The sequence below is a fragment of the Microbulbifer sp. genome, assembly GCF_036563125.1.
GTDB lineage: Bacteria > Pseudomonadota > Gammaproteobacteria > Pseudomonadales > Cellvibrionaceae > Microbulbifer.
The window spans coordinates 1-12,312 of sequence record NZ_DATCMV010000100.1 but is presented as its reverse complement, the minus strand read 5'-3'; the positions used below and the strand labels follow the sequence as shown (position 1 = coordinate 12,312).

10 protein-coding genes and 1 pseudogene are annotated in these 12,312 nt (G+C 59.7%); 5 read left to right on the top strand and 6 right to left on the bottom strand.

The window, feature by feature from the left end; genetic code table 11:
* Positions 1-67 precede the first annotated feature (67 nt).
* Positions 68-1,360: a M48 family metalloprotease gene (locus VIL80_RS08175; protein WP_332035625.1), complete on the top strand. Its 1,293-nt coding sequence runs from the start codon at positions 68-70 to the stop codon at positions 1,358-1,360.
* A 79-nt stretch (positions 1,361-1,439) separates the two neighbouring features.
* On the opposite strand, the gene VIL80_RS08170 is transcribed toward VIL80_RS08175, so the two are convergent.
* The 6 genes from VIL80_RS08170 to VIL80_RS08145 all read right to left on the bottom strand — a co-directional run bounded on the left by VIL80_RS08170 (position 1,440) and on the right by VIL80_RS08145 (position 8,202).
* Positions 1,440-2,243 (bottom strand): putative porin, encoded by an 804-nt coding sequence (locus VIL80_RS08170; protein ID WP_332035624.1) that lies wholly within the window; start codon positions 2,241-2,243, stop codon positions 1,440-1,442.
* A 446-nt stretch (positions 2,244-2,689) separates the two neighbouring features.
* Positions 2,690-3,385 carry a phosphate signaling complex protein PhoU gene (gene phoU, locus VIL80_RS08165; RefSeq protein WP_332035623.1) on the bottom strand — a complete coding sequence of 232 codons (696 nt, stop codon included), beginning with the start codon at positions 3,383-3,385 and terminating at the stop codon, positions 2,690-2,692.
* Positions 3,386-3,409: 24 nt separating this feature from the next.
* Positions 3,410-4,285: a phosphate ABC transporter ATP-binding protein PstB gene (gene pstB / locus VIL80_RS08160; RefSeq protein ID WP_414684530.1), complete on the bottom strand. Its 876-nt coding sequence runs from the start codon at positions 4,283-4,285 to the stop codon at positions 3,410-3,412.
* A 35-nt stretch (positions 4,286-4,320) separates the two neighbouring features.
* Positions 4,321-5,607, bottom strand: a complete 1,287-nt coding sequence (gene pstA / locus VIL80_RS08155; protein ID WP_332035622.1) for a phosphate ABC transporter permease PstA — start codon at positions 5,605-5,607, stop codon at positions 4,321-4,323.
* Positions 5,600-6,979 (bottom strand): phosphate ABC transporter permease subunit PstC, encoded by a 1,380-nt coding sequence (pstC, locus tag VIL80_RS08150; protein ID WP_332035621.1) that lies wholly within the window; start codon positions 6,977-6,979, stop codon positions 5,600-5,602. Before pstC ends, pstA begins: the two co-directional genes overlap by 8 nt.
* Positions 6,980-7,134: 155 nt before the next feature.
* Positions 7,135-8,202: a PstS family phosphate ABC transporter substrate-binding protein gene (locus VIL80_RS08145; RefSeq protein WP_332035620.1), complete on the bottom strand. Its 1,068-nt coding sequence runs from the start codon at positions 8,200-8,202 to the stop codon at positions 7,135-7,137.
* Positions 8,203-8,492: 290 nt separating this feature from the next.
* On the opposite strand from VIL80_RS08145, the gene VIL80_RS08140 reads away from it, so the two are divergent.
* From VIL80_RS08140 to VIL80_RS08125, 4 genes and pseudogenes are all read left to right on the top strand, one after another.
* Positions 8,493-9,098: a TRAP transporter small permease subunit gene (locus tag VIL80_RS08140; protein ID WP_332035619.1), complete on the top strand. Its 606-nt coding sequence runs from the start codon at positions 8,493-8,495 to the stop codon at positions 9,096-9,098.
* The gene (locus tag VIL80_RS08135; RefSeq protein ID WP_332035618.1) at positions 9,095-10,456 is read left to right on the top strand and encodes a TRAP transporter large permease; all 1,362 of its coding nucleotides are present in this window, start codon (positions 9,095-9,097) and stop codon (positions 10,454-10,456) included. Before VIL80_RS08140 ends, VIL80_RS08135 begins: the two co-directional genes overlap by 4 nt.
* 221 nt (positions 10,457-10,677) lie before the next feature.
* Entirely contained in the window at positions 10,678-11,067 is a 390-nt protein-coding gene (locus tag VIL80_RS08130) for an acyl-CoA thioesterase (RefSeq protein ID WP_105102539.1), read from the top strand.
* A gap of 205 nt (positions 11,068-11,272) precedes the next feature.
* Positions 11,273-12,312: pseudogene (locus tag VIL80_RS08125) on the top strand (hypothetical protein); the annotation flags it as partial.

The following is a 12,312-nucleotide window of genomic DNA, read 5'->3' as shown; positions in this document are numbered from 1 at the left end:
CTTGAACCCGGCCGCGGCGCCAACCGCGGCCTTGTCAAAAGATCGAACATTATACAGGGAGTACCCTATGTTTCCGCGTTCAATTGCAAACCGACTGCTGGCCACGGCTATCGCGGCCTCTGTGACCGCCGGATTCGCTGGCTGCGCGGTCAACCCGGTTACCGGCAAGAAAGAGCTGTCGCTGATGTCACAGAGCCAGGAGGTGGCACTGGGCGCGCAGCAGTATCCGAAGGCACAGCAGACCCAGGGCGGTGAATACCTGGTCGACCCGGCACTGCAGTCCTACGTCAGCAACGTGGGCCAGAAGCTGGCGAAGGTTTCCGACCAGCCCCAGCTGCCCTACGAATTCGTGGTTCTAAACAACTCAGTGCCCAATGCCTGGGCACTGCCGGGCGGCAAGATTGCGGTAAACCGCGGTCTGCTGGTGTTGCTGGAAGATGAAGCCGAGCTGGCTGCGGTGCTGGGTCACGAAATCGTGCACGCCGCCGCGCGCCACTCCGCCGCCGCCATGTCGCAGCAGCAGATCCTCGGTGCCGGCATTGCCATCCTCGGCGCCACCACCCAGAACACCGGTTACGGCGACCTGGTCTCCCTCGGCGGCCAGTTCGGCGGTTCCGCCTACATCGCCAAGTACGGCCGCGACAACGAGCTGGAGTCCGACCGTTACGGCATGAAATACATGGCCGCCGCTGGCTATGACCCCCAGGGCGCGGTGCGTCTGCAGGAGAAGTTCGTCGAGCTGTCCAAGGGCAACCAGTCCAGCGCGCTCGAAGCGCTGTTCGCCAGCCACCCACCGTCCCAGTCGCGGGTAAACGCCAACGTCGAGCACGCCAAGAAGCTGTCCGTAGGTACAACCAACCGCACCCAGTACCAGAAGGCGATTGCGCAGCTGAAACGCGATGCGGCTGCGTACAAGAGCTACGACGACGCCGTCGCCGCGGTAGCGAAGAAGGATTACGACCGCGCGCTGACGCTCACCCGCCAGGCACAGAAGCAGCAACCCAAAGAGGCCTCTTTCTACGCCCTGGAAGGGGATCTGCTGGCGCAGAAAAAACAGTACACGGAGGCGCTCGCGTCCTATGAGACCGCGGTGCAGAAAAACCCGACCCTGTTCTCCAACTGGCTGATGCGCGGCATGCTGAATGCCCAGCTGAAAAACTACACCGCCGCCGAGCGCGACCTGAGCCGCTCCACCCAGTATCTGGATACTGCGCACGCGCACTATTATCTCGGGCAGGTGTACGAACAGCAGGGCAATACCAAAAATGCGCTGAGCCAGTACCAGATCGCCGCACAGGACAGCGGGGATATCGGCACCAAGGCGCAGGCCAGAGTGCAGGAGCTGGGCAACCAGGGATAAAATTTCCCGGTTTCCGAAAACAAAAAAGCGGGCGAATTTCTTCGCCCGCTTTTTTTATGGGTAATTTCTGGGAAAGAAATTACAGCTGAACAGTTACGCCAATGCGGAACATATCCAGATCGTCGAAATCGCGGTTGGAGCCGTAGGCCACTTTGGCGGCAACATTGCGATTGAAGAAATGGGTGGCATTGATTTCGTAATCTTCCACCAATTCGTCGTACGCCACGCCCACGGAAGTGTTTTCGTTGAAGTAAAACTCCAGCGCACCATTCCAGTAGAAGTCAGCACCGTCGGTATCGGTAATACCCAGTTCCGCAGTCAGGTACTGGCCACCGGACAGCGCGGTGAAGTACTTGGAGGAAAGGCTGCGGTAATCGAAGCCATCATCAATCTCTGCGGTAAAACCGATGTAGTCGGTGCCGCTCAGCTGATGGTTGTATTTACCACGCACGTATACCACGGTGTCTTCATCTTCCATTTTCTCCGCTTCTACTTCGGCGAGCAGGTCGGGGGAAAACAGGAAACCAGCACCAACGCTGTATACGTTGGTAGAGAACACGTCGTTGAACTCACCAAATACTTTCCACTGGCCGGTGTAGTATTCGCCACCGAAGGTCACGATTTCATCTTCGACCGGACCGGCGTCCACAGACGCAACACCGCCGTAGATGTTGCTCACCGGCAGGATGTAGTTGAATTCTTTACGCGGACCCAGGGTATTCAGAGCACCGAAATAGTACTGAGACTGCACGCCCAGAATGTCGACGTCTGCACCGCGGTAATCGCGATTTTCGTAGTCAGCGTCGGTGAAAGAGTTGTACTGTTCTGCGGAAGCGAAGGCAGAAACCAGCATGAGCGGAAGAGCTGCAAACTTGAACTTCATGGAAGTGTTCCCTGTTTAAATTACATCTGTACGTTTAAATCTGTACTTTCGTACCCGTACCCACGTTTTGCCCTTGGACAAAGGCGGCGCGGATTCTAAGCAATGGAAAATTTCAGCGCAACGATAAGTGTTAAGTGTGACAAGCGTCTCAACTATCGCGTGCTTTCCGTAATGTAACTACAAGTGCAATTACGGAAGTGTGCGCATTCTGCTCGGCGCCGACTGAACCAATGCTGAATGGGGCTGAATGAGAAAAAGAGCGCGACCGCTGGCGCTGTTGACCGGCTTCTTTACCAATCAGGTGGAAAACAGCAGCAAGCCATTCTCTATCGGAAGAGGTGCAAAAATAAAAAAGGCCGCAATTGCGGCCTTTTGTAAAATTATTTCCAGCGTGTTTTGTAAGTATCCGAGACAGCGCTCAAATAATTTTGCGAATCAATCCACAATCAGCGCAGATTTTTCTTGTTGCCATGACGAATATCGGCGCCTTTCACCAGATACACCACCTGCTCGCAGATATTCTTCGCGTGATCGCCGATGCGCTCCAGTGAACGCAGGGTCCACAGTACATTCATCACCCGGGAAATGCTGCGCGGATCTTCCATCATGTAGGTCACCAGCTCGCGAATCGCACTGCGGTAATCCATGTCCACCTGCTCGTCTTCCGCCAGGGTCGTCAGCGCGGACTCCACGTCGAAGCGGGTGTAGGCGTCGAGGGCGTCGTCCAGCATCTTGCGCACGGCGTTGGCAATGTGGCGGATCTCGGTGTAACCGCGGGGCGCGGTGCCCTCGTCGGTGAGCGCGATGGCCATCTTGGCAATCTTGCTCGCCTCATCGCCCATGCGCTCCAGGTCGCGCGCGATGCGGATTACCGACATCACCATGCGCAGGTCGGACGCCGCCGGCTGGCGCTTGGCGATAATCAGGGTGGCGTGCTCGTCCAGCTCCATTTCACAGCGGTCGATTTCCTCTTCCACCTGCAGCACCTTTTCCGCCAGCTCGCTGTCGGCGTTGGCCAGTGCGTCTACCGCGTCCGCTACTTGGCGGGCAACCAGGCCGCCCATTTCCAGCATTTCCGTCTTGAGGCCTTCAAGCTCCTCGTTGAACTGGCGGGAGATGTGTTGATCGAAATGCATTTCCATAATCTCTGTGGGCTCCCCCCAACCTTAGCCGAAACGGCCGGTAATGTAGGCTTCGGTGAGTTCGTGCTCGGGATTGGTGAACACGGTCTCGGTATCGTTGACTTCCACCAGCTTGCCGAGGTGGAAATAAGCAGTGCGCTGACTCACACGCGCGGCCTGCTGCATGGAGTGGGTCACGATGGCGATGGTGTAGTTCGCACGCAGCTCGTCGATCAGCTCTTCGATGCGCGCGGTAGCGATCGGGTCCAGTGCCGAGCAGGGCTCGTCCATCAGGATCACTTCCGGGCTCACGGCGATGGCACGGGCGATACACAGGCGCTGCTGCTGACCACCGGAAAGACCGGTGCCGGGCTTGTCGAGACGGTCCTTGACCTCGTTCCACAGGCCGGCGCGACGCAGGCTGTTCTCGACGATTTCATCGAGCTCCGCGCGGCGACTGGCGATGCCGTGAATCTTCGGGCCGTAGGCCACGTTTTCGTAAATGGACTTGGGGAAGGGGTTCGGCTTCTGGAACACCATTCCGACCCGCGCGCGCAGCGGTACTACATCCACCTTTGGGCCGTAGATCGCGTCACCGTCGAGGCTAAGCTCGCCTTCCACACGGCAGCCCTCGATGGTGTCGTTCATGCGGTTCAGGCAGCGCAGGAAAGTGGATTTACCGCAACCGGAAGGGCCGATCATCGCCACCACTTCGTTGCGGCCGATATCCAGGCTCACGTCGTGAATTGCCTGGGTTTCACCGTAAAACACATTGACGTTGCGCATGCGCAGTTTGGCGTCGTCACAGAAGGGGGTGCCGACGGTCTTGATGTTTTCCGCTCTGGTCTTCACAAAATTCTGCTCCGCGGTTGCGTCGCCGGTAGCTACTGCCGGGCCCGCATTCAGGGTCATGGTATTCATGGCTGTATCTCGTTCGCTATCTTACGCGCTTTCGCTTACCAGCGGCGCTCGAGTTTCTTGCGCAACCATACTGCGCAGGTATTCATGGTGATCAGCACCGCCAGCAGCACCATGATTGCCGCGGAGGTGCGCTCCACAAACGCGCGCTCCGGGCTGTCGGCCCACAGGAAAATCTGTACCGGCAGGACGGTGGACGGGTCGGTGACGCCGTGGGGCACATCGACGATAAATGCCACCATACCGATCATCAGCAGCGGCGCGGTCTCGCCCAGTGCCTGCGCCATGCCGATGATGGCACCGGTCAGCATGCCGGGCATCGCCAGCGGCAGCACGTGGTGCAGTACCACCTGCATGCGCGAGGCGCCCATGCCCATGGCCGCTTCGCGAATGGAGGGCGGTACCGACTTGAGCGACGCACGGCTGGAAATGATGATGGTCGGCAGTGTCATCAACGTCAGCACCAGGCCACCAACCAGCGGCGCCGAGCGCGGCAGTTCAAAGAAGTTGATAAAAATCGCGAGACCCAGCAGGCCGAACACGATGGACGGCACCGCCGCGAGGTTGTTGATGTTCACCTCGATCAGGTCGGTCCAGCGGTTTTTCGGCGCAAATTCCTCAAGATAAATCGCCGCGGCCACGCCGATGGGGAATGACAGCGCCAGGGTCACCAGCAGGGTAAACAGCGAACCCACCAGCGCCGCGCGGATACCCGCCTGCTCCGGCTCGCGGGAATCACCGTTGGTGAAGAAGGTTTTGTTGAAGCGCTTTTCCATCTCGCCGCTGTCACGCAGCGCATTGATCCAGCCCGCCTTCTGCTCGGATGTGCGACCGAGGAAACCCTCTTTGCTCTTCGACAGGCTCTTCACATAGGTATCGACGTCGTCGTCGGCGTTCACCCAAATGGTTTCGCTCTGTCCCAGCAGCTGCGGGTTGTTCTCCAGGCGCTCGCGCAGGTCGAAGCCGGCACCGCTGGAAACCAGCGAATACAGTTCGCGTTTTTCGGAGCGGCCGCTGACATCGGGAAAGCGCTCACGCAGGGCATTGCGGATCACGCCGTCGAAATTCGCCCAGGCAAGGCTCTCGCTATCCACCTTGTCGATACCGAGTTCCGCGGGGTCGTAATTGACCTGCAGCTGGATCTGGGTCTGCACAAAGGCGCTCGCGCCCTTGCTGATGATATCGGTGAACAGCACCACCACCGCCAGAATGCCGAACGCAATACTGGCGATGCCGAGGCCGCGAAACAGTTTTTCCTTGCGGTGGCGGCTGGCGAGCCGCGTGGCGATTCGCTCGCGCACCTGTTGTTGAGTTAGATCAGTCATACTGTTCCCGGTATTTTTTCACTACGTACAGGGCGATAAAGTTCAGAATCAGCGTGCTGATAAACAGCATCAGGCCGAGGGCAAACGCCGCGAGGGTTTTCGGACTATCGAATTCCTGGTCGCCCACCAGCAGGGTCACAATCTGCACCGTCACGGTAGTGACGGATTCCAGTGGATTGGCGGTGAGGTTGGCGGCGAGACCCGCGGCCATCACCACAATCATGGTCTCGCCAATCGCGCGGGATACCGCCAGCAGTACGCCGCCGACGATACCGGGCAGGGCGGCGGGGATCACCACCTTGCGCACGGTTTCAGATTTGGTGGACCCGAGCCCCAGCGCACCATCGCGCAAGGATTGCGGCACCGCGTTGATCACATCGTCAGACAGGGACGATACGAACGGAATGATCATCACCCCCATCACCAGACCCGCCGCCAGTGCACTCTCACTGGACGCCTCCAGTCCTACGGATTGGGCCAGGTCGCGAATGAACGGTGCTACCGTCAGTGCGGCAAAGAAGCCGTACACCACAGTGGGAACACCGGCGAGAATTTCGATCAGCGGCTTGGCGAAATTCCGCACCCGTTTGCTCGCGTACTCGGCGAGATAGATCGCCGACATCAGGCCCACCGGCACCGCCACAAACATGGCGATGGCGGACACCATCAGGGTGCCGGTAAACAGCGGCACGGCACCGAAGGCACCACTCGAACCCACCTGATCAGCGCGCAGCGCCATCTGCGGGCTCCAGTGCAGGCCAAACAGGAACTCGGAAACCGGTACCGCCTGGAAGAAGCGCACGGATTCAAACAGTACCGACATCAGGATGCCGACGGTGGTGAAGATCGCGGCGCAGGCACAAATCAGCAAAATGGCGCGCAGTACTTTTTCCACTTTCTCCCGCGCGCGTAATTCTGGAGTCACCCGCAACAACGCGTAGGCACCGAGGCCAACGGCCAGAATCAGAATCAGCGCGGTCTGCAGCCACTGGCCACTCTGGCGCAGGCTGTTCAGGTGCGCCGCGGCCGCGCTCAGCTGCGGCGTGGTCTCGCCGACAAGATTGCCCGCCGCCAGGTTCTGGATCTGTGCGTACAGCAGGTTCTGCCCGGACATGGATTCCGGTCGGTCGGCGACGCCTCCCAATACCAGCGCGCGAATGATGGCGTCGTCAAACGCCAGCCACACGCCGAGGATGACCAGCGCCGGCAGCCCGCACCAGAGTGCAGTGTGCACACCGTAATAGCTGGGTAGCGAGGCCAGGCTGCGGACACCGCCGCGGCTGCGGGCGGCACTGATGGCACGGCTGAAACCGGTGCCGTAAGCCACCAGGATCAGCAGCAACAGCAAGGCAAAAAGTGTGGGAGTCTGCATCGAATCGCTCGGTTAACTCACTGGATCAAAAACGCCGGCCATTATCGTCGCTTGCGGCCGCATTTGCATGGCGGTGAAAAACCGCGCTCTTTATACGGAAACGGCCAAGCCCTGAAAGGGCTTGGCCGGTAACTCCATCTACCTGTGGGCTGCGCTTATTTTGCAGCCAGGTTAGTCAATGCATTCAGCTTGCGCACATCGCTGGCCACCTGCTGACGCTTGGCGTCCTGCAGCGGGATCATACCCTTGTCAGCCAGGTAACCTTCTTCACCCCAGGCGCGCTCGTTGGTGAATTCCGCCAGGAACTGCTTGATGCCGGGCACCACGTCCACGTGGGCTTTCTTCACGTAGATGAACAGCGGACGGGATACCGGGTAACTCTGGTCGGCGATGGAATCAAAGGTCGGTGCCTGACCTTCAATCAGGGAGCCCTGTACCTTGTCGGCGTTCTGGTCGAGGAAACTGAAGCCGAAGATACCCAGCGCATTGGGGTTGGCCACCAGCTTGTTCACGATCAGGTTATCGTTCTCACCTGCTTCCACATAGGCGCCGTCTTCACGCACGTTGTGACAGATGGCCTTGTAGGTGTGGCTGTCGGCTTTTTCCTTGGCCTTGATCCAGCCGAACTGCTGACAGCCGCCTTCCATCGCCAGTTCGGCGAAGGCATCGCGGGTACCGGAGGTCGGGGGCGGACCCAGAACCTCGATCTTGTGTGCCGGCAGGGCCGGGTTCACATCTTTCCAGGTCTTGTAGGGATTGGGGATCACGGTCTCGGAACCGTCCGGGTTCGGCACGTCTTTCGCCAGCGCCAGGAACAGGTCCTTGCGCGAGAGCTCGAAGCGCTGGTCGCTCTTGGCGTTGGCAATCACGATGCCGTCGTAACCGATCTGTACTTCCACCACGTCCACGCCGTTGTCGTGGCACATTTCCAGCTCGGACTGCTTGATACGGCGGGAAGCGCCGGTGATGTCCGCAGTGTTCTCACCCACGCCCTGGCAGAACAGCTTCATGCCGCCGCCGGTGCCGGTGGATTCCACTACCGGGGTCTTGAACTGGGTGGAGCGGCTGAAGCGCTCGGCCACCACGGTGGTGAATGGGTAGACGGTGGATGAACCGACAATGCTGATGTGGTCGCGCGCCGCCAGGGCTGCGTTGGAAGCCGCGATGCTCAGGGCTGCCAGGGCCGAGGCCAGTACTTTCTTGCTCGCAGAACGGTTGTTCATTGCTATCTCCAGAAGTGGTCGCCGTATAGGTCAAAATATCTGCACGCGACGCATGCTATGTCGATCTGGTGACGATTCTATGAATGAAAAGTTACAAACAGATTACAGTGGCAAATCCTTTTTTTGTGACCAGACCATAAAAAACAGTCCGGATCTGACTCGCCCCGTTTCGCGCCGGTCAGTACTGCTCCTGCGGCACCGGTTCACCCCGGGCGCTGGCGCAATTCCTGACCAGCAGGTAGGCTCTTGTATCAATAACAGAACAATAAAGATGACCTGAGAGACCTCCCATGAAGTTTCTGTTGCGCGCGGCCAATGGCCTCGACTGCTTCGCCCACCACAGCGGTCGCCTGCTGGGCTGGCTGACCCTCGCCATGGTCCTGATCCAGAGCCTCGTTGTCGCCCTGCGCTACGGCTTTGACGGCGGCTCCCTCGCCCTGCAGGACACCGTCACCTACCTGCACGGCGCCGCCTTTATGCTCGGCCTGGCCTACGCGCTGCAGGCCTCCGCCCATGTGCGGGTGGACGTCTTCTACCGCACCCTTTCTGCCCGCGGCAAGGCCTGGGTCGATGCGGTGGGCTGCCTGATTTTCCTGCTGCCGCTTTGCACGTTTATTGCCGTGGGCGGCTGGCACTTCGCCGCCAACAGCTGGGCGGTGCAGGAGACCAGCAACAGCGCCGATGGCCTCGGTGGCGTCTACCTGTTGAAAAGCCTGATTCCGCTGGCTGCCGTCACCCTGGCACTGCAGGGCGTCAGCCAGTTTGCCCGCGCACTCAATACCCTGATGCAGTTGGAAGCCGAGAGCGGACACCAGATGGCACCGGTCGCGCCAACACGGTCTGAAGAGCAACCCCGCGCCCTGGTGCGGGAAGCTGCCGGGGAGGTTGGCGCATGATGGAGCTGATTCCACTGTTGATGTTCGTTGCCGTGTGCGCGGCACTCATGCTCGGCTATCCGGTGGCCTTCACCCTCGGCGGTACCGCGCTGCTCGCCGCCGGCCTTGGTATCGTCGGAGGGGTATTCGACGCGGAACTGCTGCGCGCCTTCCCCGACCGCCTCTACGGAATCATGCAGAACGGCACCCTGATGGCGGTTCCGCTGTTTGTGCTGATGGGCGTGATGCTGGAACGGGCACGCATTGCCGAGGAACTGCTGGTCAATCTGGCGCGGGTGTTCTCCGGGATTCCCGCCGGCATGGCGGTATCGGTTGTTGTGGTGGGCGCGCTGCTCGCGGCCAGCACCGGTATCGTCGGCGCCACCGTGGTGACCATGGGGCTTATGTCGCTGCCGACCATGCTAAGCCGCGGCTATTCGCCCAAGCTCGCCACCGGCACTATCTGTGCCACCGGCACCCTCGGGCAGATCATTCCGCCGTCCATCGCCCTGGTGCTGCTGGGGGACACCCTGTCCAATGCCTATCAACAGGCACAACTGAACCAGGGTATCTTCAACCCCAAACCGGTGAGCGTCGGCGACCTGTTCGTGGGCGCGATCATTCCCGGGCTGGTGCTGGTGGCGGCCTACATTCTGTATTTGCTGTTTATCGCCAGGCACGACTCCGCACAGGAGCGTCAGCGGGTCGAAGAAGTGGATCTGGCGCAAATTCTGAAAAGCCTGTTCCCGCCCATCGCGCTGATGCTGCTGGTTCTCGGCTCCATCATCACCGGCGCCGCCACGCCCACCGAGGCCGCGGCAGTGGGCGCCTTGGGCGCGGGTATCCTCGCCTGGGGTCGCGGCGCGCTGAACTGGGCGCGTGCGGGGGAAGTAGGGCAGAGCACCCTGCAGGTCACCGCCATGGTGTTCGCCATCCTGATCGGTGCCTCGCTGTTTTCCCTGGTATTCCGCGGATTTGGCGGTGAGGAGGTGGTCACTCACTTTTTCAGCAATCTGCCGGGGGGTGTCATCGGCGCCACCCTGCTGGTAATGCTGGTGATCTTCCTGCTTGGCTTCATCCTCGACTTCATCGAGATCACCTTCGTAGTGGTGCCCATTGTCGGCCCGGTGCTACTGGCCATGGGGCTCGACCCGGTGTGGCTTGGCGTGATGATTGCACTGAATCTGCAGACGTCATTCCTGACGCCACCATTCGGCTTCGCGCTGTTTTACCTGCGCGGCGTGGCGCCAGCGGAGGTGGCCACCGGTGCCATTTACCGTGGGGTAGTGCCGTTTATCGCGATCCAGCTACTGGTGATGTGTCTGCTGGCAGTATGGCCATCCCTGGCCACTTGGCTGCCAACCTATCTGTCCTCGTGAGCGGAGAGGTGCGCTTGTGGGCTAACGCAGCGATAAAACAGGAAACATCAGCAGAATATGCTGGTGTCTGTCGGGATTTTACGCACAGAGGTCTGGCTAATTTGTACGCACATTGTGCTAGAATGCGCCACCCTGACGGCAGCGCGTCAAATCGTGCGCCGCATGTATTTGCAAGCAGCCGGCTGTCGGGCCAATAAATCTAAGAATTGTGAGCACTCGCGATGTCCGCCATTGATGAAGAACCGCAACCCAGCGGCACCCTGACCCTGCAAACCCAGTCCATGCCCCGCGACACCAACCCCCAGGGTGACGTTTTCGCCGGCTGGCTGATGTCGCAGATGGATCTTGGCGGCGCCATCCTCGCCCAGAGCATCGCCCGCGGCCGTGTCACCACCGTCGCCGTCGGCAGCATGGTATTCCTGCGTCCGGTACCGGTAGGCTCCACCGTCAGCTGCTACGCCGAAGCCATCGAAGTGGGGCGTTCGTCCATCAAGACCATGGTGGAAGTCTGGCTGACCCGGGTCGACACCGGTGAGCAGGTAAAAGTGACCGAGGGCGAATTCGTGTTTGTCGCCATCGACGATCGCGGGCGCACGCGACCGCTGCCCTGAGTACAACGCTCGGCAATTCGAATTTGAACACCGGCGCATTTCCGTGGGAGTGCGCCGGCGAATTCACGTTCTGCGCGCGAGACTCCCGAGCGGCGCACATCCAATCCCACACAACAATTCCCTCGCATCTTTCCCCGCGCACGCTTTTTAACAGCCACCTTTCGCGGTAGCATCTTCGCTTCGCACAATTCAATCAGACACGGATATGTCGATTTACCAGCTCACGGACAACCGCGGGAATACCTACGCTATTTCCTCCGGTCACTGGCTAAATTCCACCGGCCCGGACCAATATCGGGGCGCACTGGATGCCCTGCCACATTTGAATGGCGATGAGCTGTTCAGGGCGGAACAGGCCGTTTTCCACTTTCACAACACCGAGCTTTTTCAGCGCTTGCAGCATCGGCTGGGCACTGGCTGGGAATTTCACTCGCACCCGCTTCCATCCCCCACAGCCCCTCTACTGCAACTCCAGGGCAGATGGGCGCTGATACTGGACGCCATTTATCATGGCGAACTCAGTTTCAGCAAAATCGCCTCGGCCAAGCAGAAGCGGGCAGAAAAGCCCGAGACGGACAACCGGGGGATTCTCCGCAGCAAAATTCGCATTGCTCTCGCCGGCATCATCGCCGCAGAAAAAGCCGAGGCCGCCCACCACACACAAAACCTGCGCCGGGAAACACCCTTAAACCGCAGCATGATCTACACCGGTGCCTTCCTCACCAGCCTGTGGAACGCCGGTACCGATTTGACCCAGTGGTTAAAAGACGTCAACGACGTCATCAATCCAGTCCAGCGCAGCCTACGCGGAATTCAGGCCAGCTACCGCGCCCGACAGAAGACCAAAGGCAACAACGCAAGTTTCCTCGAAGCCTACCGGGATGAACTGGTTACCGCAGAGAAGCGCGAACTGGTGCAGGTCCTGGGCTTCGATCCCGGCAAAATCACCAGAGAACAATTCGACCGTGCTTTGGAAATCGCGGACTTGGTCTGGGAAGACGTTGCACTCCAGGCAGACCTGCGCCGTTTTGTGAAAGATTACGCTGCCGCGCAGCACGCGATAGAGGTTACCGAGTTTTCGGGTGGTGTCGCGTTTGAGGTATTGTTTACCATCGTACTTGCGGCGGTGACTGCAGGTACGGGACTTGCAGCGTACTCGCTGGGCCAGTTTCGGCATACATTACGCCTCCGAAATGCGGGTCACCTTTTATTAGAGTATGCAAGTCAGGCGCAGGCCTTTCAGTG